This window comes from Streptomyces sp. NPDC048643, assembly GCF_040650615.1.
GTDB lineage: Bacteria > Actinomycetota > Actinomycetes > Streptomycetales > Streptomycetaceae > Streptomyces.
The window spans coordinates 48259-73748 of sequence record NZ_JBEZHO010000011.1; the positions used below are offsets into that span (position 1 = coordinate 48259).

General features: G+C 72.9%; 19 protein-coding genes. 6 read left to right on the forward strand and 13 right to left on the reverse strand.

The genetic code is table 11. The features are described 5' to 3' along the window. Positions 1–37: 37 nt before the first annotated feature. The 9 genes from AB0C62_RS13715 to AB0C62_RS13755 all read right to left on the reverse strand — a co-directional run bounded on the left by AB0C62_RS13715 (position 38) and on the right by AB0C62_RS13755 (position 11138). On the reverse strand, positions 38–1357 hold the full coding sequence (locus tag AB0C62_RS13715; RefSeq protein WP_362972638.1) for an alpha-glucosidase/alpha-galactosidase: 1320 nt from the start codon (positions 1355–1357) through the stop codon (positions 38–40). Next, the gene (locus AB0C62_RS13720) at positions 1354–2367 is read right to left on the reverse strand and encodes a carbohydrate kinase family protein (protein WP_362972639.1); all 1014 of its coding nucleotides are present in this window, start codon (positions 2365–2367) and stop codon (positions 1354–1356) included. The genes AB0C62_RS13715 and AB0C62_RS13720 overlap by 4 nt, the downstream gene beginning before the upstream one ends. A gap of 3 nt (positions 2368–2370) precedes the next feature. Further along, positions 2371–3201 (reverse strand): carbohydrate ABC transporter permease, encoded by an 831-nt coding sequence (locus tag AB0C62_RS13725; protein WP_362972641.1) that lies wholly within the window; start codon positions 3199–3201, stop codon positions 2371–2373. Beyond that, positions 3198–4160, reverse strand: a complete 963-nt coding sequence (locus AB0C62_RS13730) for a sugar ABC transporter permease (protein WP_362972643.1) — start codon at positions 4158–4160, stop codon at positions 3198–3200. The genes AB0C62_RS13725 and AB0C62_RS13730 overlap by 4 nt, the downstream gene beginning before the upstream one ends. A 48-nt stretch (positions 4161–4208) precedes the next feature. Beyond that, positions 4209–5498: an ABC transporter substrate-binding protein gene (locus AB0C62_RS13735; RefSeq protein ID WP_362972645.1), complete on the reverse strand. Its 1290-nt coding sequence runs from the start codon at positions 5496–5498 to the stop codon at positions 4209–4211. A 12-nt stretch (positions 5499–5510) separates the two neighbouring features. Further along, on the reverse strand, positions 5511–6479 hold the full coding sequence (locus AB0C62_RS13740) for an endo alpha-1,4 polygalactosaminidase (RefSeq protein WP_362972647.1): 969 nt from the start codon (positions 6477–6479) through the stop codon (positions 5511–5513). A 284-nt stretch (positions 6480–6763) separates the two neighbouring features. Further along, positions 6764–7297, reverse strand: a complete 534-nt coding sequence (locus AB0C62_RS13745) for a universal stress protein (protein WP_362972892.1) — start codon at positions 7295–7297, stop codon at positions 6764–6766. A 5-nt stretch (positions 7298–7302) separates the two neighbouring features. After that, positions 7303–8673 carry an arsenic transporter gene (locus tag AB0C62_RS13750; protein ID WP_362972649.1) on the reverse strand — a complete coding sequence of 457 codons (1371 nt, stop codon included), beginning with the start codon at positions 8671–8673 and terminating at the stop codon, positions 7303–7305. Positions 8674–8762: 89 nt separating this feature from the next. Next, complete coding sequence (locus tag AB0C62_RS13755) at positions 8763–11138, reverse strand: SpoIIE family protein phosphatase (protein WP_362972651.1); 2376 nt, start codon at positions 11136–11138, stop codon at positions 8763–8765. Positions 11139–11393: 255 nt separating this feature from the next. Here AB0C62_RS13755 and AB0C62_RS13760 point away from each other — a divergent pair, with 255 nt between their 5' ends. Further along, positions 11394–14489, forward strand: a complete 3096-nt coding sequence (locus AB0C62_RS13760; protein ID WP_362972653.1) for a glycoside hydrolase family 2 TIM barrel-domain containing protein — start codon at positions 11394–11396, stop codon at positions 14487–14489. Between the two features lie 32 nt (positions 14490–14521). On the opposite strand, the gene AB0C62_RS13765 is transcribed toward AB0C62_RS13760, so the two are convergent. Further along, a complete protein-coding gene (locus tag AB0C62_RS13765; RefSeq protein WP_362972655.1) occupies positions 14522–15496 on the reverse strand; it encodes a sigma-70 family RNA polymerase sigma factor in 975 nt (324 codons plus the stop codon). A gap of 186 nt (positions 15497–15682) precedes the next feature. On the opposite strand from AB0C62_RS13765, the gene AB0C62_RS13770 reads away from it, so the two are divergent. From AB0C62_RS13770 to AB0C62_RS13785, 4 genes are all read left to right on the forward strand, one after another. Then, positions 15683–17296 carry an MFS transporter gene (locus AB0C62_RS13770; protein WP_362972656.1) on the forward strand — a complete coding sequence of 538 codons (1614 nt, stop codon included), beginning with the start codon at positions 15683–15685 and terminating at the stop codon, positions 17294–17296. Further along, the gene (locus AB0C62_RS13775; RefSeq protein ID WP_362972658.1) at positions 17293–17901 is read left to right on the forward strand and encodes a hemerythrin domain-containing protein; all 609 of its coding nucleotides are present in this window, start codon (positions 17293–17295) and stop codon (positions 17899–17901) included. Before AB0C62_RS13770 ends, AB0C62_RS13775 begins: the two co-directional genes overlap by 4 nt. A 236-nt stretch (positions 17902–18137) precedes the next feature. Next, the gene (locus AB0C62_RS13780; protein WP_362972659.1) at positions 18138–18710 is read left to right on the forward strand and encodes a TIGR03086 family metal-binding protein; all 573 of its coding nucleotides are present in this window, start codon (positions 18138–18140) and stop codon (positions 18708–18710) included. 555 nt (positions 18711–19265) lie between these two features. Continuing rightward, on the forward strand, positions 19266–21350 hold the full coding sequence (locus AB0C62_RS13785) for a ricin-type beta-trefoil lectin domain protein (protein WP_362972660.1): 2085 nt from the start codon (positions 19266–19268) through the stop codon (positions 21348–21350). 70 nt (positions 21351–21420) lie between these two features. Here AB0C62_RS13785 and AB0C62_RS13790 read toward each other — a convergent pair whose 3' ends face one another. Together AB0C62_RS13790 and AB0C62_RS13795 are read right to left on the reverse strand one after the other, a co-directional pair. Further along, a complete protein-coding gene (locus AB0C62_RS13790) occupies positions 21421–22395 on the reverse strand; it encodes an NAD(P)-dependent oxidoreductase (RefSeq protein ID WP_362972661.1) in 975 nt (324 codons plus the stop codon). Beyond that, positions 22392–23561: a lactate 2-monooxygenase gene (locus tag AB0C62_RS13795; RefSeq protein ID WP_362972662.1), complete on the reverse strand. Its 1170-nt coding sequence runs from the start codon at positions 23559–23561 to the stop codon at positions 22392–22394. Before AB0C62_RS13795 ends, AB0C62_RS13790 begins: the two co-directional genes overlap by 4 nt. A gap of 113 nt (positions 23562–23674) precedes the next feature. Here AB0C62_RS13795 and AB0C62_RS13800 point away from each other — a divergent pair, with 113 nt between their 5' ends. Next, positions 23675–24853, forward strand: coding sequence for a helix-turn-helix domain-containing protein (locus tag AB0C62_RS13800; protein WP_362972663.1), 1179 nt, complete (start codon positions 23675–23677; stop codon positions 24851–24853). A 187-nt stretch (positions 24854–25040) separates the two neighbouring features. Here AB0C62_RS13800 and AB0C62_RS13805 read toward each other — a convergent pair whose 3' ends face one another. Next, positions 25041–25466: a TIGR03668 family PPOX class F420-dependent oxidoreductase gene (locus AB0C62_RS13805; protein WP_362972894.1), complete on the reverse strand. Its 426-nt coding sequence runs from the start codon at positions 25464–25466 to the stop codon at positions 25041–25043. Positions 25467–25490: the final 24 nt, after the last annotated feature.

The window sequence follows — 25490 nt, forward strand, 5'->3', positions numbered from 1 at the left end:
TACCGCCTGCCTTCCGGACCGTCCGCGCTCGCGCGGCTCAGTGGCCGAGTTCCACCCGCAACTCCGGTTGGAGCAGTTCCCCGTGGGCCCGTACGAGGTCGTCGCACAGGTCCCAGATGCGCTCGACCGGGAGGGCCGCCGCGGTCGCCGGGTCGGCCATCGCGGCGTGCCGGATGTGACGCGGTTCGTTGTCGGTCGCGGCGCGGACCACCAGGTCGTTGACGGCGACGTACGCGCTGTTCAGCGCCGCGCACTGCGGCGGCAGCGCGCCGACCCGGGTGGGCTGGATCCCCAAAGCGTCTACCAGGCACGGCACTTCGACGACGCTGTCGGCGGGAAGGTTGTCGATCAGGCCGCGGTTGGGCACGTTGCCGTAGACCGTGCGCGGGGTGCCGGTGAGGACGCTGTGGATGATCTGCGGGGCGTACTCCAGGGTGCCTTCGACCGGCAGGGGTGTCCCCGACGCGAGCGCCTCGCGGGTGCGCACATAGCTCTCCGCGTTCTCCTCGATGATGTCGAGATAGGCGCCGACCGGCAGCCTCAGCCGCTCGATCTCGCTGTCGTGGTGCAGGTACCAGGGCACGTACTCCGAGGAGTGCTCGCTGGTCTCGGTCGGGTAGTGGCCGAGCCTGCGGTACATGTCCACGCGGACCCTGCGCAGCAGTTCCGGGTCCCGTGCGATCACCTCGTCCAGCAGGGGGTGGAGGTCCTGGCCCGCGCGCTCGAACCGCAGCACCCACGCCTGGTGGTTGACCCCGGCCGCGAGATAGGTGACTTCCTCGAAGGGGACGCCGACGAGCTGGGCGAGGTCGTGCATCGTCCAGTACACCGAGTGGCACAGACCCGTCACCCGCAGGGCGGGCGCGACGCGGCTCAGGTAGAGGGCGTTCATCGCCATGGGGTTGGTGTAGTTCAACAGCAGTGCGTCCGGGCAGAGTTCGGCCATGTCGGCGGCGAGGGAGCGGAGCACGGGGAAGGTGCGCAGGGCCCGGAAGATGCCGCCGATGCCGAGCGTGTCCCCGATGGTCTGGCGCAGCCCGTAGCGGGCGGGGACATCGAAGTCCGTCCGGGTGGCGCTGTCCATGCCGACCTGGATGATGTTGATGACGAAATCCGCGTCCGCGAGGGCCGATCGCCGGTCCGGGTGGGTGGTGATCACGGGCTTCGCGCCTCGGACGCCCGCGATGTACCGGGCGGCGCCCTCGGCCGTGGTGAGCCGCTCCGCGTCGATGTCGTGCAACGCGATCCGCGCGTGCGCGAGTTCCGGGAAGGTGAACAGGTCGGCCAGCAGTCCCTGGGTGAACACCACGCTCCCGGCTCCGACGAAGGCGATCTTCGGGGCGGTGACGTCGTTCATGTACGGCTCCAGGTGTCGGGGGTGCTGGGGTCTTGCGCAGTGCAGGGGAGCGGAGCGGTGTTCGGGTCCGCGGAGGTGTGCAGGGCCGCCGCGGTCGCCTCGTCCCAGGTGGGCTGGGCGGCCGTGCCGCCGTGGGCGCGCGTCGACAGCGAACCGCAGGCCGCGGCCACCGCCAGTGAGGCGGACAGGTCGAGTCCACGCAGCCTCGCGGCGACGAAGCCCGCGTCGAAGCTGTCGCCGGCGCCGACCGTGTCCACCGGGTCGACCGGTACCGCCGGGACCCGCGTCAGCCGGGTCGCCGCGCACGCGAGGGCACCGTCGGCACCGTCCTTGACGACGACCGTCGGCCCCTGTCCGGCCAGGAAGGCGGCGGCCAGGACCAGTTGAGGCTCCCCGGCCAGCGCGCACGCCTCCGCCGCGTTGGGCAGCAGGACGTCGGTGACCTTCAGCACCGGGTCCACGAGCTGCCTGTCCCAGTGCCCTGCCGGGTCGTCGTTGGTGTCGAGCGAGGTGGTCGCCCCCAGGTCGTGGGCGAGCGCGAACAGCCCCGCTAGGCCGCGTGCCAGACGGGGCATCAGGAAGAACGAGGCCGTGTGCACGTGCCGGGACGCGGCGAGGAGGTCCCGCGGTACGTCCTCGGGTCCGGTCGCCGTGAGACAGCCGGGCGCGGTGAGGATGGCCCGGTCCCCGTCCCCGGCCGTGACGACCGTGGTGAGCGGGGTGGGCAGACCGGCGTCCGTCACCAGGAAGCCGACGTCGACGCCGCGCGCGGCGAGCGCGGCACGGACGAAGGCGCCCGCCGGATCGTCGCCGACCCGGCCCGCGAACGCGACCCGCAGTCCGAGGCGGGAAGCCCCGCACGCCATGATCGCCGCGGAGCCGCCGAGCACCAACCCGCCGTGCTCGACGAGCTGTTCACGCTGACCGAACCGCAGTGGGCCGCGCAGCGGACCCACCACGACATCCGGGTTGGCGTCACCGACGACCAGCAGATCGAAGGATTTCTCCACGGCCTATCCCTTCAGACCGCTGGACGTGAGCGACTGGACGAAGGTCTTCTGCGCGAGCAGGAACGCCACCAGCACGGGCAGCACCGTGATCACGTTGCCCGCCATCACCGCGGACCAGCGTGTGTGGTGCTGTCCCTGAAACGTCGTCAGGCCGAGCTGCAGGGTGTACTGGGTGTCGTGGTTGATCGCGATGAGCGGCCACGACAGGTCGTTCCAGGTGCTCAGGAAGGTGAGCACGGCGACCGTGGCGAGGGCCGGCCGGGCCAGCGGCAGCACGATCGAGAAGAGAACCCGGAGCCGCGAACAGCCGTCGATCCAGGCCGCCTCCTCCATCTCCCGGGGCAGGGCGAGGAAGAACTGCCGGAACAGGAACACCGCGAACGGCGTGACGAGCGACGGCACGATGAGCGCGCCGAGCGTGTCGATGAGCCCCAGCTCCTTCATCACCAGGAACGTGGGGATCATCGTGAGCTGGAAGGGGATCACCATCGTCGCCAGCATCAGCCCGAGCAGCAGCCGTGACCCGGCGAACCGCATCCGGGCGAACGCGTACCCGCCGAGTGCCCCGAGCAGCAGGTTCGACAGGACGGCCACCGAGGCGACGATCAGCGAATTGGCGAACCAGCGCGGGAACATGGCGTTCCCGAGCACGTAGCGATAGCCGCCCAGGTCGATGCCCTTGGGCCACAGCGCGGGCGGGAACCGGTTGATCTCCGCGTCGGACATCACCGAGCTGAGCACCAGCCACAGCAGCGGCAGCGCGAAGGCCAGCGCCAGCGGCGCCAGTGCCAGATGCCAGCCGCTCGGCCGCCGCGAGGTCCCGGATGAACTCATCGCACCGCTCCTTCCGTACGTCCCTGCCGGCGCCGGGCCAGACGCAGGGCGCCGCCCGCCACCAGCAGGGCCACCGCGAGGACGTACGCCGCGGCGGCCCCGTAGCCCGCCGTGAACATCTGGAACGCCTGCTGCCAGACGAAGTAGACGACCACGGCGGTCGATCCCAGCGGGCCGCCCTTCGTGGTCACGTAGATCAGGTCGAAGACCTGGAGCGCCATGATCAGCTGCCACAGGAGCAGGAACACGGTGACCGGCGTGAGGGTCGGCAGGGTGATGTGGCGCAGTACCCGCCAGCGGCCGGCCCCGTCGATCCGCGCCGACTCCACGAGTTCGGGCGGCACGTCCTGGAGCGCGGCCAGGTAGACCACGACGCAGAAGCCGACGCCGCTCCACAGCGAGATGAGCACCAGCAGGTAGAGCGCCTGGTCCGGGTCGGTGAGAAAGCCCTGCGAGGACACACCGAGCTGGTGCAACAGGGCGTTCGCGACACCGAACTCGGGGTCGAGGATGAAGGAGAACAGCACGCCCTGCGCGGTGGCCGACACCACGAAGGGGACGAAGACGAGGGTGCGGTAGAGGCCGATGAAGCGGATACGGCGGTTCAGGGCCAGCGCGAGGACGAGCCCGCCGACCAGGCTGAGCGGCACGTACAGGGCGGTGTACACCAGCGTGTTGCCGACCGCCGTACGGAAGTTGGGGTCCTGGGCGAGGGCGTGGTAGTTGTCGAGGCCGACCCAGCGGCCCGGGGTGACCAGGTCGTCGGCGCGGAAGGAGAGCAGCAGCGACCACACGACGGGCACGATGCTGAGCCCGAGGATCACGACGACGGCCGGGCTGATGAAGCCCCAGGCCGTGGCCGTCTCGCGGCGGGCACGGCGGCGGGCGGCGCTGCGTGCGGCGGCGGGGTTCACGGTGGCGCCCGGGGGGAGCGTGAGGGCGCGGGGAAGAGTGGACATGACGGCCTCCTTCACCTGGAAGTCAGCAGGGAGCGTCTCGGGGAGACGTCACCGGGGGATGAGCAGGGCCGCGTCGGCCTGGTCCGCGCACCGGCGGATGGCCTGCGCGGGGGAGTCCTTGCCGAGCAGGACCGAGACGACGGCCTCACCGAGGGCCTGGGAGATCTGCGGGTAGGCCGCGTGCACGGGCCGGACCCGGGCGGAGTCCAGCGCGGCGGTGAACACGTCGAGGCCCCTGGTGGTCTCCGCGTGCCGGCGCCACTCGGGCCGGCGGGCCGTGGCCGAGGTGAGCGGCAGTCCGCCGGCGGAGATGTCCCAGCGGGCGTCCTGCGACGGCTGGACCATCCACCGGACGAACTCGACGGCCGCCCGGGAGCGGGCCGAGCCGTTGTCGAACACGGTCCACGTGTCCGGGCCGGAGATGGTGACCGGCCTGCCGCTGTACGACGGCAGCGGGACGACGCCGTAGTCGACCTTCGCGGCGCCGATGTCGGGCAGTTGCCAGGGCCCGGTGGCCACCATGCCCATGCGGCCGCCCAGGAACACCTGGTACATCTGCTCGCTGCCGGTCTTCGGGTCGATGTAGACGCTCTTGTCGTGGGCCAGCCGGGCGAGGGTCGCAAGGGCCCGGGCGCCCTGTCGGGCGAATCCGATCCCCTTGCCGTCGGCGGCGACCACGTCGCCGCCCAGGTCCCAGATCATCGGCCAGAGCCGCCAGACGGTGTCCTCGTCGCCGGTGCCCGGCCAGCCCGTGCCGAACACGCCCCGCCCGGAGTCGGTGAGCCGGCGCGCGGTGTCGACGAACGCGTCCCAGGTCCAGCCGGCTTCGGGGAAGGGGATCCCGGCCTCCCGGAACAGCTTCCTGTTGTAGACGACGGCCAGGGAGTCGAGGGCCGCCGGAGCGGCGCGCACGGCGCCGTTGACGGTGACGGCATCCCGTACCGGCGGCCAGAACGAGGTCCACGGCGGGCTGCCGCCGCGCAGCGCGGACGTCAGGTCGACCACCCGGGGACTGCGGGCGACGCTCGCGAGGTCCGAGCCGAAGACGTAGGCGATGTCGGGGTACGAGCCGGCGGCGAGCGCGGCCGTCACCTTCTGGAGCATCGCGTCGGCCAGCACCCCGCCGCCCGAACTGTCCACGCGGACGCGCGGATGCGTGCGGTTGAACTCGGCGACCAGAGCCTCCACGGCCTTGCGGGCCGTGTCGTTCTGGCCGTGCCACAGCTCGACGGTCACTCTGCCGTCCGAGCCGACGCCGTCCGACGGGCCGGCGCAGCCGGCGAGCGCGCCGGCCGCCGCCGCGCCCAGGACCAGGCGCCGCGGTATCGCGCGGGTCATCCCGGCCCCCTGTCAGCGGGTCCGGCGGACGTAGTCCGCGCTGCCGGGCGTCGAGACCAGCACGTCCCGGCGCACGATGCTCAGCCGGTTCCCGAAGGCCGCCCGGGCCTTGCGCAGACCGCTGTCGGTGTACTCGATGACGACCACCCGGTCGTGGAACGCCTTCGCGTACTCACCGCACTCGTCGTACTCGCCGCACTCCTCCGCCACCGCGAAGTCCAGCCCGGCCCGGGACCTGGCCCCGGACAGTTCGACGGTGTTCTTCTGCCCGATCGCCAGATGCCGGGCGTGCGCGTGCGCCGACAGCAGCGAGATGAAGGCCGTCGCGTCGTCCGCGGTCAGCAGCTTCCGGGAACGCGTGTAGCTGTCGTAGTTGTCCGGCTCGATCGCGTCGAAGCCCTTGTCGGCGCACGAGTCGATCCACCGGTCGACGCGCGCCGCCACCCGGCGGCGCTTGTCCGGCGTGCTGATGTCCAGCAGCGCCTCGTCCCAGTCCTTGTCGACGACGACCTTGCCGTCCGCGTCCCGCAGCAGCAGGTCGGCGGGCCACTGGCCGCGCTCCTCCGGCTGCGCCTGGAAGGCGTTGACGTAGCAGATGTTGTACAGGCCGGGCGCGGGCGACGAGGAACGGTCGCGGCTGACGATGCGGACCCCCGCGGCCGGAGGGTAGGCGCCGCCGATCTGGTAGTCGAAGCCCGCGTGCAGCGGCGGCAGTTGGACGGCGGTCGGTTTCGGGTCGGTACGGCGGGTCGGTTTCGGCGCGCCGGACGACCGCTGGCCCGCGTCGGCCGAGGGTTCGGCCGAGGTCCGGGACGGCTTCGGCTTCGACGACGGGGCCGGCGCGCCGGTGGTCCCGCGCGGGGTCTTCGGCGAGGCGTCGGTGTCCTTCCCCGAGCCGCAGCCGACGAGGGCGAGAAGGCCGGCCAGAGCTGTGGCGGTACCCAGAACTCCGGCGCGGAGAGCACGTTTGACGGGGGGCATGTCCGCTCCATCAATCGCGAGTACGTCCCCGCCTCGGACGCTGCGAGCGATCCTGGCGACTTTGGCCGGACTTGAACCGAGTCCGCTACCGGCTGGGCGTACCTCTGCGTGCCGGGTCGCACCACGGCACGCCAGGATCAAAGCGCGTACGCCCCTGATCCGTCAAGGCGGGTGCCCCGCCACGGGGTCGCCCTTCGGCCACGTACGCCCTGATCACGGGCGCGGACGGTCCCGGAACCGGCGTCACCTCGCGGGCCCCGCTCGGGGTCCGCCGCGGCAGTGGGCTACGGACGCGGGGGGTGCGGGGGCCCGGGCGGGTGCGGGGGCTCCGGAGGGTGCGGGGGAGGCGGTGGCATCGTCGTGACGTCCGGTGCCGGTTCCGGCCAGACGAGCAGGACCGGGCAGGGCGCGTGGTCGACGACGAAGCGTCCGGCCGGTCCCAGACTGTGCGGACCGAGCCGTGCCCGATCCCCGTCGCGGGCCACGACGAGCAGATCGGCGCCCTCGGCCGCGGCGACCACCTCGCGCTCGGCCCGGCCCGCGCGCTCCACCCGCGTCGCCGGGCCGCCCAGGCGTTCGGCCGCGGCGTCGAGGAGTTCCGCGCCGGAGGCCGTCCCGAGGGTCTCCAGGAGGTCGCCCGGGTCGGCCTCGGAGCGACCGCGGCCGAGCAGCCCCGCGAAGGCGCCGTGCGCGAGTCCGGGCACACCCGGGTCGGCGACGTGCAGCAGCACCACGTCGGTGGCGCCGGGGGCGTGCGTGCGGACGGCGTCCACGCACGCGTGCCACGTTCCCTCGACCAGCCAGACGACCACCCGCATGTCCATCAGCCTCCGATGACCTGGAGCGAGACCCACAGGGCCAGTACGGCGGGCACCAACGCCGCGGGCACGGCGATCAGGCCCAGCCGGGTGAACTCCTTCAGGTCGACGCCGTGTTCGTGCTGATGGACGATACGCCGCCACAGCAGCGTCGCGAGGGAACCCGCGTACGTCAGATTGGGCCCGATGTTGACGCCGAGCAGGACGGCCAGCACCGCGCCCGACCCCGATCCGGCGGCCAGCGGCAGCAGGACGAGCACCGCCGGAAGGTTGTTGATCAGGTTGGCCAGGACGGCGGCGATCGCCGCGATGCCCAGCAGCGAGGCCAGCGAGGAGCCGTCCGGGAGGAGTCGGCCGAGCGCGTCGGCGAGTCCGTTGTCCACCACCGCGCGGACGACGATGCCGAGCGCGAGGACGAAGGCGAGGAACGACGGCGCGGTGGCCCGCAGCACGGCGAGCGGGGTGGTGCGGCGGCGGACCAGAGCGCGCGTGGCCAGGACGAGGGCCCCGGCCGTGGCGGACCAGGCGGGGTCGATGCCGACCGCCGAGGCCACGACGAACCCGGCGAGCGTGCAGCCCACGGTGACGAGCGCGAACAGCGGCAGTTCCGGCGGCTCCCCGACCGTCCGGGAGGAGGCGCCCGCCGCGATGTCGCGGGCGAAGAAGCGCCGGAACACCAGGTACTCGGCGCCGATCGCGACGAGCCAGGGCAGCACCATCAGCGCGGCGAACCGGGTGAAGCTCAGCCCGCTGGTGGTGAACGCGAGCAGGTTGGTCAGGTTGGAGACCGGCAGCAGGAGGGAGGCCGTGTTCGAGAGGTGCGTGCACGCGTAGACGTGCGGCTTGGGCCGGGCCCCCATGCGCGCGGCGGTCGCGAACACGACGGGGGTGAGCAGCACGATCGTGGCGTCCAGGCTGAGCACCGCAGTGATCGCCGAGGCGAGCACGAACACCGCGGTCAGCAGCCGGCCGGGCTGCCCGGCGGCCCAGCGGGCCATCCACGCGCCGCAGGCCCGGAAGAGCCCTTCGTCGTCGCAGTACTTGGCCAGGACGAGCACCGCCGCCAGGAAGCCGATCACGGGTCCCAGATGTCCCGCCTCGGCCCGCGCGTGGTCCCAGGAGATGGCCCCCGTCACGAGGACCAGGCCCGCGGCGGGCACGGCCACGACCGCCTCGGGCCAGTTGAACGGCCGCACCACCGCGCAGACGAGGACGGCCACGAGCAGGACGACGGACAGCGCCTCGGCGAACGGGCTGCCGAGCGCGGCGGCGAGCGGCGCGGCGAGGTGGGCGCCCGGACCAGCGGAGAGCGCGTCGGCGAGGGGGGTGCCACTCGCGCCGGTGCCGCCGGGGAAGGGCGGGACGACGCTGGGCATGAGCGGGCTGTTCAGGGTTCGGTCCTCCGGGCGGTGATGGCGGCGCGGCCCATCACATCAGACGTGACACCCGTTCCCGCTGAGCGCCCTCACTCCTCGCCGAGGAGAGACAACTCCGCCCAGATGGTCTTGCCCTCCGGCGTGTGCCGGCTGCCCCAGCGCTGCGTGAGCTGCGCGACGAGGAGCAGCCCGCGTCCGCCCTCGTCGAAGGTCTTCGCCCGGCGCAGGTGCGGCGCTGTGTGGCTGCTGTCCGACACCTCGCAGATCAGGGTCTCGTCGTCGTGGATGAGCCGCAGCCGGATGGGCGATTCGCCGTAGCGGATGGCGTTCGTGACCAGTTCGCTCACCACCAGCTCCGCCGTGAACGTGGCCGCCGTCAGCCCCCAGAGGTCCAGCTGGTCGGCGACCTGCTTGCGGACGGGTGCCACGAGCGCGGGGTCGGCCGGGATCTCCCAGGTCGTCACGTTGGACGCGGCGAGTCCGTGCGTACGGGCGAGCAGCAGCGCCACGTCGTCCGGCGCGCCGCCCGGGGGGAGCAGCGCCCGCAGGATCGCGTGGGCCGCTCTCTCCAGGGACTGCGCGGACTCCTTCAGGGCCCCGCAGAGCAGCCGGTGGCTGGCGTCGACGTCCCGTTCACGGCTCTCGATCAGACCGTCGGTGTACAGCGCGAGCACCGTGCCCTCGGCCAGCTCCAGTTCGACGGACTCGAAGGGCAGTCCGCCGAGGCCGAGCGCCGGTCCCGGAGGTACGTCGATCTGGCGGGGCGGGCCGTCCGGCGGCAGCACGAAGGGCGGCGGATGGCCGGCCCGGGCGAGCGTGCAGCGGCGCGACACCGGGTCGTACACCGCGTACAGACAGGTGGCGCCGACCTCGCCGGTGGTGCCCTCGGAGCCGGCCTCGGTGGACAGCCGCACGACGAGGTCGTCGAGGTGGGTGAGCAGTTCGTCCGGGGCGAGGTCGATGTCCGCGAGGGTGCGGACGGCGGTGCGCAGCCGGCCCATGGTCGCGGACGCCTGGATGCCCTGGCCGATGACGTCGCCGACGACCATGGCGACCCGCAGCCCGGACAGCGGGATGACGTCGAACCAGTCGCCTCCGATCCCGGCACGCGCCGCGGGCAGATAGCGGGAGGCCGCCTCCAGGGCGGCGGTCCGGGGCAGGGACTGGGGGAGCAGGCTGCGCTGCAGCGCCAGCGCGGTCTCCCGCTCCCGGGAGAAACGGCGGGCGTTGTCGATGCAGACGGCGGCCCTGGCCGTGACCTCCTCGGCGAGCAGGACGTCGTCGGCGGTGAACGGTTCGGGCCGGGAGAACCGGCTGAGGACGGCGACGCCGAGGGTCTTGCCGCGGGCCGCGATGGGCACCGACATGGTGGTGTGGACGCCGTACTCCGCGACGCGCTTGCCGCGGCGCTCGTCCCAGGCGAGCCACTGCTCCAGCGTGCCGTCGGCGTTCGGTGCGACGAGCGGGCGGCCGGCGACCAGGGAGTCGGCCTGGGGGGAGGTCGCCGGGTACACGTCGAGGGTGCCGGGCGGTACGACCGCCTCGGGGGAGCCGGGATTCACCGACCGGTGGGCGGCGCGGCGCAGCGTGACCGGGGTGGTCGGCGGCCCGGAGCGGTACTCGCCGCCGTTCTCCGGCGGGTCCAGGAGATCGACGCTGACGAAGTCGGCGAGGGCCGGCACGCAGACGTCGGCGAGTTCCTCGGCCGTCCGGGTGACGTCCAGGGTGGTGCCGATCCGCACGCTCGCCTCGTTGACCAGCTGGAGCCGCTCGCGGGCCCGGTACTGCTCGCTGACGTCGTGGACGGCCACGCACACCCCGCGTACCCGCCCGTCGGCGTCGGTCAGCGGGGCGATCCGGGCGAGCCAGGCGTGCGCCCGGTCCTCACCGCCGGCGCGGGCGTACGTCTCCACGTCGCGTCCCCGGCCGGAGGCGAGGACGTCGGCCATCTCGCGTTCGATCTCCCTGCTGGCCGGTCTGCCGCCGATCTCCGCGACGGTCAGGCCCCGGATCCGGTCCTCGGGGAGGCCGATCACCTGGGACATCGCGTCGTTGATCCCGTACAGCCGCAGGCGCTCGTCGTAGACGGCCATGGCGCAGGGCGACTGGGTGAGCACCGCGCGGATGAGCGAGTCGTCCTGGGCCCGGGGCTGCCGGCCGTCGAGCGGGGTGACCAGCAGCCAGTCGTCGGTGCCGTCGAGATGGTGGGCGAGCAGCCAGACGTCGACGACCTGTCCGTCGCGGTGACGCAGAGCGAGCACGCCGTCCCAGCGGCGACCCGCGGGTCCGGGCGGTTCGATCTCCACCCCGGGGGCCAGCAGGTCGGCGGCCGGGCGGCCCTCGACCTCCTCGGGGGCGTGCCCCAGCAGCCGCCGGGCGCCGTCGCTCCAGCGGATCAGGATGCCGTTCCCGTCGATGACCGCCCGTGCAGTGGCGGCTTCGTCGAGAGGATGGACCGAGCTCATCGTCGCCACTTTCCCTTGCGCACACCCACAGTGAACAAGCGCGTCATTCCGCTTCCAGCCTAGGGCCTGTACGGCGTGGGCACCCCCGAACGGGGATGCTCCCGACAGCCATTCGTACGGAGGTTTTCGGCCGATGTGAAGGCCGGGGCGGAAGTGGTGTCAGGACCCTTGACGGTCCCGTGTTGCCTCCCGTCAGAATCTGTTTGTTCACGATCAATAGTGATGACTTATGCGCCCTGATGGGGGAGAGCCGCCATGACGATCACTCGACGGTCGGTACTGATCGCGGGAACGGCGGTCCCCGCCGTCGGCGCCCTGGCGGCAGCGGACGGAGTCGCGGCGGCGGTTCCCGGCCGCGGTACGGGCCGACGGACGATCGCGCTGCGGGACGGCTGGCGGTTCGCGCTGGTCGACCCCGGCGGCGCCACCGACCCCTCCGGCGCCTACGCGGGGGCCGAGCGGCCCGGCTACGACGACTCGGCGTGGCGTTCGGTGGCCGTCCCGCACGACTGGAGCATCGAGCAGACACCCACCACGGAGCATGGGACCACCAGCGGCACCGGCTTCTTCCCCGGCGGCCTCGGCTGGTACCGGACCGCGTTCACCCTGCCCCCCGCCGTGACCGGCCGGCGCGTCTCCGTGGAGTTCGACGGCGTGTACATGGACGCCACCGTGTACTGCAACGGCCAGGAGGTGGGCCGTCACCCGTACGGGTACACCGGATTCGCCTTCGACCTGACAGGTCTGCTGCACACGGACGGCGGCACCGAGAACGTCGTCGCGGTCCGGGTGCGCAACCAACTCCCCAGCAGTCGCTGGTACTCGGGCAGCGGTATCTACCGTGAGGCCCGTCTGGTCGTGACCGAGCCGGTCCATGTGGCGCGGTGGGGAACCCGTGTCACGACGCCCGAGGTCAGCGGGGAACGGGCGGTCGTCCGGGCCCGCACGACGGTCGTCAACGACTCCGGAGCCCCCGCCGACGTCCGGGTGACATCCCGGATCGTCGGCCCCGACGGACGCACGGCCGCCCGCGCCGAGAGCACGGTCGGCGTCGGCGACCACACCGACGTGACCCACGAACTGACCGTCGGGAAACCCCGGTTGTGGGACTTCGCGACCCCCGGGAACCGGTACACGCTGGAGACCGAACTGCGGGTCGGGGCCACCGTCGTCGACACCTACAGCACCCGCTTCGGCATCCGGACCGTGCGCTTCGACCCGGACGAGGGCTTCCACCTCAACGGCGTCCACGCCAAGATCAAGGGCGTCGACCTGCACCACGACCAGGGCGCGCTCGGCGCGGCGGTCAGCGTCGACGCCGTGCGCCGCCAGATGACCATCATGAAGTCGATGGGGGTCAACGCCTTCCGCACCTCGCACAATCCGCCCTCGCCGGAGATCGTCGAGGTCTGCGAGGAACTCGGCATCGTGATGATGGTGGAGGCCTTCGACTGCTGGCGCACCGGCAAGACGGCCTACGACTACGGGCGCTTCTTCGACGAGTGGTGCGAGAGGGACGCCACCGAGATGGTCCTCGCGGCCCGCAACTCGCCCGCCGTGGTGCTGTGGTCCATCGGCAACGAGATACCCGACTCCACCTCCACCGCCGGCCTCGCCATGGCCGACCGCATCATCGGCGCCGTGAGGGCGGCGGACGACACCCGCCCGCTCGTCATCGGCTCGGACAAGTACCGCCGCCTCCCGGCGAAGGGCTCGGCGGCCGACCTCATGCTCGCCAAGCTCGACGGCCTCGGCCTCAACTACAACACGGCGAAGTCCGTCGACGCCCTGCACGCCGCCTACCCGCACCTGTTCCTCTTCGAGTCCGAGTCGTCGTCCGAGACGTCCACCCGCTCCACGTACCAGGAGCCGGAACACCTCAACACCGGCGAGAACCACACCCCGGGCCGGCGGGCCGTCTCCTCCTACGACAACAACCTCGCCTCCTGGACGATGAGCGGCGAGTACGGACACAAGAAGGACCGCGACCGCCGCTGGTTCGCGGGCCAGTTCCTCTGGTCCGGCATCGACTACATCGGGGAACCCACGCCCTACGACGTGTTCCCGGTGAAGGCCTCCTTCTTCGGCGCGGTCGACACGGCCGGTTTCCCGAAGGACATGTACCACCTGTTCAGGAGCCAGTGGACGAGCGAGCCCATGGTCCATCTGCTGCCCATGAGCTGGAACCACCCGGCGGGGGAGACCGTCGAGGTCTGGGCCTACGCGAACGTCGACACCGTGGAGCTGTTCCTCAACGGCGAGTCCCTCGGCACGCGCACGTTCGACACCAAGAGGACCGGCGACGGGCGGACCTACCTGGAGACCACGGAGGCGACGGGCGACGACAGGACGTTCACCGACGGCCCGCATCCCGGGAGCTACACGAGCCCCAACGGCAGCGCCGGAAAACTGCACCTCACCTGGAAAGTCCCTTACCGGCCGGGCGAGTTGAAGGCGGTGGCCCGCCGTGCGGGCCGCGTCGTCGCGACCGACGTGCTGCGGACCGCCGGAGCCCCGCACGCCGTCCGTCTGACACCCGACCGCCCGTCCCTCGCGGCGGACGGCCGGTCCCTGGTGTTCGTGACCGCCGAGATCGTCGACGCGCGGGGTGTCGTGGTGCCCGACGCGGAGCACCTCATCACGTTCGACGCCGACGGTGGATCGCTCGCCGGTCTCGACAACGGCCGCCAGGAGAGCGCCGAGCGCTACCAGGCGAGCACCCGAACGGCCTTTCACGGCAAGGCACTTGCCGTCGTCCGGTCCGGTACACGGGCGGGCGCGCTGAAGGTGACCGGGCGCGCCGAGGGGCTCCGCGCGGGGACCGCGACCGCACGCCTCACCGTCGCCGGGCCAGGCGCCACCACCCCGGCACCGCGCTTCGCCCCCGAGCATCCTGCCGTCCCGGACCATCCCTTCCCGGACGCCAGTTACTCGGGCCGGACGGACAGCCTCCCGGCCGCGATGCTCGACGGCGACCCCGCGACCGGGTGGTCCAACGCCTTCCACAAGGCGGCGACCGCCCTGCTCCCCGCCTTCGCCGGAGCCCGCGCCGGCGACTGGGTCTCGGTCTCCTGGGCGCGCCCCCGCCGGATCGACCGCGTCGAGGTCTCCTTCACCGTCGACGCGACCCACACCCGTCCGGCGACCGTGGAGGTGTCGGTGTGGGACGGGCACCGCTGTCTGCCGGTGCGGGGAGCCACGGTCGACTGGGCCGACGCGTCCGACGCGCCGACCGTGATCACCTTCGACGGTGTGCGCGGCTCACGGCTGCGGCTGACCCTGACGAGCGGACACCCGGGCGCGGACGACGGCGGACTGCGGATCAGCCGGCTGGAGATCCCGGCTGCCTGACCGGCCCGGCCTCCGGGCGGGGGCGGAGCCGCTCACGCGCGGCTCTCCTCCGCCGTCCCCTCGGGCCCGTTCGCGTCGGCCGTCTCGTCACGCCCTACGTGTGCGAGCTTCTCGGGGTTCGTCACGATGTACACGTCGGAGACCTGCTCGCCGTCCGGGGTCAGGTCCATGACCATGACCGCGTACGGCGACCCGCCCTCGAAGACCACCGCGGAGTCGTCGCCGTTCACCCGCCGGTAGCGGATGTCGAGCCCCGAACTCCGGCGCGTGGCGTAGCCGGCGAGCAGCCGTGCCGCCTTGTCCCGGCCCTGGACCGGCCGCAGCCCCGACGCCCCACGGCCCTTGCCACCGCCGTCCGTCCACACCGTGACGTCCGGCGCGAGGATCTCCATCAGCGCCGCGATGTCACCGCCGAGCGCCGCCGCCACGAAGCGCTCCGTCGCCTGCCGGCGCACCCGCGGATGCGCCCGGTAGAGCGGACGGCGGGCGTGCACATGGCCGCGGGCCCGGTGCGCGAGCTGCCGGACCGCCGCCGGGCTGCGGTCGATGACCTGCGCGATCTCGGTGTGCGCGTAACCGAACACCTCGTTGAGGACGAACACCGCGCGCTCCAGCGGGGTCAGTGACTCCAGGACGACGAGCATCGCCAGGGAGACGGACTCGGAGCGCAGGGTGCGGTCGTCGGCCCGCTCGCCGTCACCGGGCTCGTCCAGCAGCGGCTCCGGGAGCCAGGGGCCCACGTACGTCTCACGGCGCCGGCTGATGGCGGCGCGGCGCGCCAGCGCGTGGTTGACCGCGATGCGCACGAGATAGGCGCGCGGATTCACGATGTCGTCCAGCGGTGCGCGGTGCGCTCGGCCCGTCCACGACAGCCAGGTCTCCTGGAGCACGTCCTCGGCGTCGGCGACGGTGCCGAGGATGTTGTAGACGATCGCGAACAGCAGTTCTCGGTGCTCGACGAACACCCGCGTCGCGCCGTCGGCGTCCGGCTCGGGGCTTTCGGACATGGCTCGCCTCCCTCGGCTCTCACCACAGCGAGGGAAAAGGCGGGCCGAGTGTGACAGCCGACGCCCCGATTGTGACGTACGTCTCATGGCCGCCTCTGGGTGTCACACCGCTCGCGCCGGTCGCCCTCTTGAACGCGAGTCCGGTCTCCCCGCACTCCGCTGTTCCGGCACAAGGAGACACACATCGTGTTCAAGAAATGGCACGGCAACCCCTGGGCGATCCTCGTCACGCTGTCCCTGGGCTTCTTCATGACGCTCCTCGACCTGACGATCGTCAACATCGCCATCCCCGACATGGGCCAGGACCTGGACGCCTCCCTCGACGAGATCCTGTGGGTCGTCAACGCCTACAGCCTCGCCCTCGCCGTCCTGCTGATCACCGCGGGACGTCTCGGAGACCTGCGCGGCAAACGCAACCTGTTCCTCGCCGGGGTCACCGTCTTCACACTCGCCAGCCTGGCCTGCGGGCTCGCGCAGAACCCGCCCCAGCTGATCGCCTTCCGCGCGGTCCAGGGCCTGGGCGCCGCGCTGCTCATGCCGCAGACCCTGTCGATCATCGCCGAGGTGTTCCCCGCCGACCGCAGGGGCGCCGCGATGGGCGTCTGGGGCGCTGTCGCCGGCATCTCCGGCGCCCTCGGCCCGATCGTCGGGGGCGCGCTCATCACGCACCTCGACTGGCGCTGGATCTTCTACGTCAATCTGCCGCTCGGCGCCGTGGTGCTGCTCCTCGCCGTCGCGATCATCCCCGGTTCGGGCCGTTCGGTACGGCACCGGTTCGACACCGTCGGCGTGCTGCTCGCCTCAAGTGCCCTCTTCTGCCTGGCCTTCGGCCTGACCGAGGGACAGCGCTACGACTGGAACGGCTGGATCCGGACGCTGCTCGGCGCGGCCGCGGTGCTCTTCGCGTGGTTCCTCCTCCACGAGCGCGGTCAGCAGGACGGTGATCCGCTCGTGCCCTTCTCGCTCTTCCGGGACCGCAGCTTCACCCTCATCAACTTCGTGGGCGTCACCGTGTCGTTCGGGGTCATCGGGATGTTCCTGCCGCTCACGATCTACCTCCAGTCCGTCCTCGGGTTCAGCGCCCTGAAGTCCGGCCTCGTGCTGCTGCCGCTCGCCCTCGGCTCGTTCGTCATGGCAGGCCCCGCCGGGGTCCTCGCGGACCGGATCGGCGGCAAGTACATCCTCATGACCGGGCTGCTCGCCTGGAGCGGCGCCCTGGTCTGGATCGTCACGGCCGCCGACGTCGGGTCGAGCTGGACGGCGGTCGCCTTCCCGCTGTTCCTCGCCGGTCTCGGCGCCGGCTGCACGTTCGCGCCGATGGCCACCGAGGTCATGCGCAACGTCCCGGCGCGGCTCTCCGGCGCTGCCTCGGGTGTGAACAACGCGCTGCGGCAGGTCGGTTCGGTCCTCGCGGGCGCCGTCGTCGGCGCCGTGCTCCAGGCACAGCTGGCGCAGTCGCTCACCGACCAGGCGCGACAGCGCGCCGGACAGCTCCCGGCCGACTACCGCGACGGCTTCGTCGCCGCCTTCTCACGGGCCGAGACCGACGTGTCCGCCCGGCAGACCGCCCCCACGCCCGCCGGGGTGCCGCACGACGTGGCCGACCGCATGCGCGCGCTCGGCGGCCAGGTCTTCGGCCACGGCTTCGTGGACGCCATGGATCCCGCGGTCCTCGTCTCCGCCGCGGTCCTGCTGACGGGCGCCCTCGCCTGCCTCGCCGTCGCCCGGCACCGCGGCCCGTCCGCCAACCCGCACGCCCTGCCCGTGTACGAGCCCGAACTGGAGGAAGCGAGCTCATGAGCATCGACCTCACCGTCATGTACGCCGCCCACGACGCCTTCCGGCGCGACCTGGAACGCCTCGGCAAGGCCGCCGCCGACGGCACCGCCGGCACCCCCGCCGTCCGCGCCGGCTGGGCCAACTTCACGCGTCAGCTGCACATCCACCACACCGCGGAGGACAGCGACCTGTGGCCGCGGGTCGAGCGCCGGGTCGGGGGCCGGCCCCGGGACATCGCCCTGCTCGCGGAGATGGCGGCGGAACACGCCCAGCTCGACCCCCGCTTGACGGCGGTGGAGCAGGCGCTGCGGGACGAGTCCGCCGAACTGCCTTCCCTGGTGCACGGGTTGGCGGCGACCCTCGACGACCACCTCGCGCACGAGGAGCGGAGCGCCCTCCCGCTCATCCAGGAGGTGCTCACCCCCGAGGACTGGGGCGCCTTCACCGGCCGGATCCGCAGGACGCAGGGGCTGAGGGGAGCGGCGGTGTTCGTGCCGTGGATCGTCGACGGGGTGGCGCCCGCCGACCGGGCCACGTTCCTCGGCGCGCTGCCCCCGCCCGTCCGCGCACTCAACCGCCTCTTCTGGGAGCCGGGCTACCGCAGGAGGGGCCTCTGGGCGAGCTGACGCACGAGGCAGGTCCCGGGGCCGCCCCCGTCGGACAGGCGCCGGGCCGGGCTCCGGGGCCTGCCGGTTCCGGGACGGCACGGCCCGTCCCGGAGGGTGGCCCGCGCCTCCGAAAGGTGGCGGGTGGCCCGGGCCTCCGAAGGGCCCGACCGATTCCTTTCCCGGCCGGGCCGGGTCTGTTCCCGGTGAGCGGTCCGTCCCTCCTCGGACCGCCCCGCCGAACAGGAGAGACCGCCATGAACACCGAGACCGTGGACCTCGCCGGCCAACTGGCCCGCGCGGCCCGCACCCTCCAGGACCACGCGGGGCAGGAAGCCCTCACCGGCAAGCGTGAACTTCCCACACCCTGCGCCGACTTCGACGTCCACCGCCTCAGCGAGCACCTGCTCGGCACCCTGGTCGCCGGCGTGCACGCCGCCGCCAAGGAGCCGCTTCCGGCAGGTGCCCCCAGGCCTCTGACGGAAGCGCCCTGGGTCGTCTTCCCGCCGCTCGTCGGCCGACTCGCCGACGCCTGGGCCGAGCCGGCCGCGTGGGAGGGGGAGACACCCTTCTTCGGGAGCACGCGTCCCGCGCCGCTCGCCGCGACGATCACCATCATGGAGCTGACCGTGCACGGCTGGGACCTGGCCACCGCCACCGGCCGGCCGTTCACGGCCGACGGCGACGTCGTCGCCACCGCGGCGGCCGTCGCGGCGCGGATCGCCGAGGGCGCCCGGGCCTCGGGAGCCTTCGGACCCGAGGTCGAACCCGCTCCGGACGCCACGCCGCTGGAACGCCTGCTCGCCCTGACCGGCAGGCAGGCCGCCTGACGCGCTGGGCGCACCCGGTCGTCGGCCCGCGCAGCGTGAGGCTCTCTCGGGCCGCCGACCGAGGGCGGGAGGAACGGGGTCGGCGGCCGTTTCGCGCGGGAGAGCCGCCGTTCCGCGCGGGGCCTCCGAGAAGGGCCGGTCCCCAGTGGACCACCGGGGCCTGCGCGCCGGAAGCGTGCGAGAGGCACCGTCGCGTGCATACGGTTCACACGGGGCGCATGAATATCGAATGCCGGTGCGATCCGGGCGTGTTGCCGACGTGCCTTTTGACATTCTTTCAATAGGGCTGCCGTGGCCCGAGTGTCTTGTTGGTCACGAGCGTGTTGTGCGAGGGTGATCCCCCTGCGCCTGGTCAATGCCCGGGACTGAATCGCTGTTCGTCATCCCCGGCTGTCGACGGGCCAGAAAGGCCCCTGTCCGACGGTCGCCGTACGGCCTTCGTCCCCCGGCCGTTTTCCCGGCGCTCCGTCAAAAAGGTACACACCAATCAGGACTCCTTTTCGACGGGCCGGCATTTTCCGCGTGGCCCCACGCGCCTCGGAAGGAACCCGCTCCGTGCACACCCCCCGCCCACCGCTTCCCCCGTATCCGCCCAGTGGCGTTCCCGGCGAGTCCGACGAGGACCTCGCCGCGCTGCTGAGGGGTCGACCGCACGGCGAAGCCACCCGCCCCGTCGCGCTGCTGACCGCCCGCCACTGGCAGCCGACGTACGACTACGCGGTGGTCTGCCTCGCCACGCGGGCCGACGTCGCCGCCATGGTGACCGCGACCGCCTTCCACCAGGTGCTGGGCCGGCTCGGGGAGGGCGAGCCGGGTCTCGCGCTGCGGCCCCGGTTCCTGGTGTCTGTACGGGACACCGTCAGGGACTGGGCGGGGGACGGGCGGATATCCGGGGTGCTTCCGGATCTGCGGAAACCCGCGGGAGGCCGCGGTATGCGCACGGCCAAGACCCTGACGGCCGAAAACCGGAAGCTCGCCGAGCGGGCATTCCTGGCTCTTCCCGGACTCGCCCGATGCCTGCTCTGGCACACCGAGGTGGAAGCCGAGTCGCTATCCGTGCCGGCCGGCCTTTCGGGCATGGACACCGACACCGCGTCGGCGGCTCTGGAACAGGCCCGCGACCAATTCCGGGAAGGCATGGTGCGCGCCCACCGGGAACTCGCGCCGAGCAGGGAATGCGGTTTCTACAACCGGCTGCTCGATGTGCAGATTCGCCGGGGCGGCACCTTGTTGCCGGATGTCCGGCTGCATCTCGGAGAGTGTGCCTACTGTCGGCGGGCCGCCGAGCAACTCGGCCATTTCGAGGAGGGGTTGGGAGCCCTCCTCGCGGAGGCGGTACTCGGGTGGGGCGCACGGCGCTATCTCGAGTCCCGTCCGGGCCGCGCGGGGCAAGCGCTACGCCCCCGGACCGTCTCCCCGTTCGGTGCGCGACGGCAGAGCACCGCGGGGCGCCCCGCGAGAAGCGGCCGTCCGGGTCGGGGCACCCGACCCGTCCCGGCACCGGGGGCGGAGCCGGGATCCGGCGGACGTCATCGCCTGCTGTCCCAGATCCCCGCGCCCGGGCGCCGGGCGGCCCGCTCGGAGGAACAACGGCCCTCACAGGCGCTGCTCGCCGGGGCCGGGGTCTCCGCGGCCCTGCTGGCGACCGTGCTCGCCGTCAGCCTGTGGTCGAACGACGACGGCGGAGCCGACCCCGCGGCGACCACCGGCGCGAGCAGCAGCCGCACCCTGTCGCCCGCGCCCGGCTCCCCGGTCCCGCCGGTGCTGTCCGACCCCTCCGCCTCGGCCGGCGTGCCGGGCACCGCGGAGCACACCCGGCTGCGGAACCTGGCCGCCGACCTGTGCCTCGACATCCGGGGCACGACGCTCAAGGCGGGCGTCGGGACCCGGCTCGCGGTCTGCTCGTCCGCCTGGACCCAGCAGTGGTCGTACGAGCAGGACGGGCTGCTGCGCAGCGTCGCCGATCCCGGCCTGTGCCTCGACTCGCACGCCGACAACGGTGTCGTCTTCCTCGTCCGCTGCGTCGCCGAGGACGCGAAGCGGGGCAAGGACATGCGCTACGACCTCACGGTGCAGGGGGAGTTGCTGCCCCGCTGGCACGACGGGCTGGCCGTGACTCCGGAGTCCACGGATCCGGACGGCGACGTGCTCGTCAAGGTGCGTGACGGATCCGACGCCCAGCGGTGGCAGACCGACGGCTCGTCGCCCCGCCCGGACTCGCTGTCCGTCGTCGGGACGGACCCGCTGCCCGGGGCCACCAGCCGGGGCCCGTCCGTCGACGGCGGCGTCTCCGAAGCACCGGGCGAACCCACCGAGGCTCCACCGACCGGTGTCTCCGCCGACCCGCGGACGACCGGGCCGCGGACGGCCGAGCCACGCACGCGTCGGGGAGAGCCGAAGACGGTGACCGTCGACGACGGCCACCACGCCGCTCCGGCCCCGCGGCCCGCCGCCCCGGGTCCCGCCACACCCGGTCCTGCCGCACCGGGCGCGCTGCCGATCCGGCTCCCCGACACCCGTGAACTCACCGACCCCGTGGTGGCCGTCGATCCGACGGGAACGGTCGGCGCCGTGGGCGTCACCGAGGTTCTCGGCGACGCCGAGAACGCCGCCGACGCCGTGGGCGGAGCGGGCTCGTAGGGCCACGGAGCGCCTTCGGGCCGGCCTCGCCGCGGGCGGGGCCGGCCCTTCTCTCGCTGTCCGTCGTGTCCTAGGAGACGACGTCCCGCGGCGGCCTGCCCTCCACGAAGTCCGCGGCGTTCCGTACGGCCGCCAGCGCGATCCGTACCAGCGTCTCCCGGGTGACACCCGCGACATGCGGTGAGAGCACCACGTTCGGCGCCTTGAGCAACCGCAGTGCGGGAGTGGGCGGTTCGGGGTCGAAGACGTCGAGACCCGCCCCGGCCAGGGCGCCCGCGTGCAGCGCGTCCGCGAGGGCGTCCTGGTCGATGAGGGCACCCCGCGCGGTGTTGACGACGAACGCGGTCGGCTTGAGGAGCGCGAGCCGCTCCGCGTCCAGCAGATGCCGGGTCGCCTCGGTGAGCGGCGCGTGCAGGCTCACGTAGTCCGACGTGCGCAGCAGTTCGTCGAGTTCGACATGGCGGGCGCCGAGCCGGGCCTCGGTCTCGGCGGAGACCGGCTTCGGGCCGGCGTACACGACGCTCATGTCGAACGCGACGGCACGCCGGGCGACCTCCTCGCCGATGTGGCCGAGTCCGATGATGCCGAGCGTCTTGCCGGACAGTTCGGTGATCGACTGCTGGAGCCGCGGCAGCGCCCAGTCCGCCTCCGTCAACGCCGTGTGGGCGGGCACCAGTTGCTTGGCGAGAGCGAGCATGAGGGCGAAGGTCTGCTCGGCCACGTTCTGCTTCTCGGCCCCGCTGGAGCCGATGTTGCACACCGGTACGCCCCGGCCGCGCGCGGCGTCCAGGTCGACGTAGTCGAAGCCGTGACTCGCGCACTGCACCAGTTCCAGATCCGGTGCGGCGGCGATGTGCTCGGCGGTCACCGGGCCGAGACCCGTGATGATGACCTGCGCCTCGCGCAGCGCCGCCGGGTCCTCGTCCGTCGACTCCACGACGGTGACGCGCACCTGGCCGGGGAAGAGCGTGGCGAGCGCGGCTCCCGCCGTACGGCCGCCGACGTGCGGGGAGACGACGGCCAGGACGTTCTTGGTGACGGTCATGCGGTTTCCTCGATCAGGTCGTCGGGGCCGAGCGTGTCGGGGCGGGCGTGCCCGGACAGGGCGAGGGTCAGGTCGAACTCGGCGAGCAGGCAGCGGACGACGTGTTCGACGCCGGCCTGTCCGTCGAGGCCGAGCCCGTACGCGTACGGCCGTCCGACGAGCACCGCGCGGGCGCCGAGCGCCAGCGCCTTGAAGATGTCGTCGCCCGTGCGGATCCCGCTGTCGAAGAGGACGGTCATCCGCTTGCCCACCGCCTCCACCACCCGCGGCAGCGCGTCGGCGGCCGCCACCGACCCCGCCACCTGCCGGCCCCCGTGGTTGGAGACCACCACACCGTCCATCCCGGCCTCGGCCGCACGCCGGGCGTCGTTCGGGTGCAGAACGCCCTTGAGGGCGATCGGCCCGTCCCAGTTCTCCCGCAGGAACGCCAGGTCGGGCCAGGTCTTCCCGGGGTCCGCGAACATGTTCACGAAGTGCATCACGGCCGCGTTCGGGTCCTCGTGCACCGGCTTGGCCAGACCGGCCTGGAACGCCGGGTCCGAGAAGTAGTTGGCGGTGCCCACGCCGTGCAGGAACGGCAGATACGCCTGGTCCAGGTCGCGCGGCCGCCACGCCAGCAGCGGGGTGTCGAGCGTGACGAACAGCGCGGTGAACCCGGCCGCCTTCGCCCGGTCCAGGAAACTGCGGGTGACCTCGCGGTCCTTCGCCCAGTACAGCTGGAACCAGCGCTCGGCGTCCCCCATCGCCTCGGCGACCTGCTCCATCGGGGTGCTGGACGCGGAGGACAGGATGTAGGGCACGCCCTGCGCGGCCGCCGCCCGGGCCGCGGCGATCTCCGCGTCCGGGTGCATGATCGACAGGACGCCGACCGGTGCCAGCGCCATCGGCGCGGGCAGCGCACGCCCCAACACCTCGACGGACAGGTCGCGTTCGTGGACGTCGCGCAGCATGCGCGGCACGATCCGGCGCCGTTCGAGCGCCTCCCGGTTGGCCCGCGCCGTGCTGCCGTTGCCCGCGCTGCCCGCCACGTAGCCGACCGGGCCGGGTCCGAGCCGTTGCTCGGTGAGCTCCTCCAGCCGTGTCAGATCGGTCGGCAGCCGCGGCACGGCCCCCGTCATCCCGTTCAGATAGATCTCGTACTGGAAATCGGCCCAGTGCTTCGCCATCCGTACGTCCCGCCTCTCGTCCCTGAGACCGCGCTGTACGACGTCGATCCTGGCGACTGTGACAAGTCCCGTCCACCGTGGTGCGCACATCCCGCGCCTGGAATCATCACCCTGTGACAAACAAACCGTCCGAGGCCCGGGAGCGGGTCCGGCAGGACATGGTCGCCGACCCGCGTGTCGTGGAGGCGATCGTCGCGGCGATCCACGAACAGGTCCCGGTGTACGCGGCGCTCGACGGCACCCGCCTTCCCGAGGTACGGGCCATCGCCGCCTGGGGCCTGGAGCGGCTCCTCCACCTCTGGGCCACCGACGGCACGCTGGACCCGGCCGATCTGCGGCGCTTCCGGGGCATCGCGGCGGCCCGGGCGGCGGACGGGCGGCCCGTGCAGGCGGTGCTGCGCGCGTACCGGGTCGCGGGCACCGTCCTCACCGCCGAGGTCGCGGCCCGCGCGCCCCTCCTCGCCGCCTCCGACGCGTTCGCGCTCGCCCGCATGCTGCTCGCCACCCTCGACACCCTCTCCGAGGAGATGGCCACCGCGTACGCCGCCACCAGCGACGATCTGTCCGGTGACCGGGACCGGGCACTGCGGCTGCTGCTCGACGACCTGATCGCCGGGCGGCACGCCTCGGTGGGCGCGCTCACCGACCGCTCCGCCCGGCTCGGCGTCCATCTCCCCGACCCCTGCTGCCTGTTGGTGGCCGAGCCCGTCGCCCCGGACCGGTCCGACCTGGACCAGGACACGGCGACGGCACTGCTCGACGCGCTGGTTCCGCCCGCCGGTGAGATGACATCCCTCGCGACCGTTCGGGGGCCGCGGGCCGTTCTGCTGCTGCCGGTCGCGGCGGCCGGGCGGGCGGGGGCCGTGCTGGGGGAGCGGGCCTGGCGTGGGTGCGCCGTCACCGGGGAGAGCCTGGACCGGGTCGCCGTCGCACACCGGCTCGCCGCCGACGCGCTCGACACCGCGCCGGCCCACGCGCATCGGCCCGGCCAGGTCCTCACCGACGCCGACGCGCACGTCCTCGCGCTGCTCGCCGGGCGGCCGGCGGCCGCGCCGGACCACATCGCCCGGCTGGTGCTCGGGCCGCTCACCGATGCCGGTCAGCGGCATCTCCTGGACGCGTTGACGGCGTATGTCGACGCCGGGTCCGCGAGTGCGGCGGCGCGCGTGCTGCACCTGCATCCGCAGTCCCTCCGGTACCGCCTGCGCCGCATCCACGACCTCACCGGCCGCGACCCCCGCACCCCCTGGCACCGCCTCACCCTGGACATCGCCCGAACCATCCGCGACTGATCAGCGGGCGCCGCCCCCGGACCCCCGCTCCTCGATCGCCGGAGGGGCTGAGTTCCCCGCGTCCGGCGCTGGGAAGTTCCAGCCTTTCCGGCGCTTGAGGACGAGGCCGTCAGGCCGAAGCGGGGGTCTGGGGGTGCAACCCCCGGGTACGGGTCCGGTAGGGGCGGAGGGGCCGAGAAGCCTGTGGTCAGGCGCCCGTCGTGGCCTGCCAGCCGCGCCACCGGTGGACGGTGATCGCGATGACCGGACCGTCGGGGGGCCGGTCCCGGTACTGGGGGTACTTCTCCCGCAGCGCGCCCACCGCGTCCGGATAGACCCCCGCACCCCCGGGTGCGACCACCCGCGCATCCCCCTCCACCCGCACCCACCACAACCGCCCCCACTCCTCGTCGTAGCGATCGACGAGCAGACACACCCCGGGATGCACGGCGATGTTGCGCAGCCGCCGCAGCAGCGGCGACCGCTTGGGCTTGTGGTCGACGGCGCTCACCAGCCCGCCACCGCACCCCGCGAACACGAGCGGCACCAGATGCGGCCGCCCCTGCGCGTCGACGGTCGCGAGACGGGCCACCCGCGCCGCCAGGAAGCGGCGGCGCGCCTCGTCCTCGTCCATGTCCGGCACGATCGGCTCCTGTCG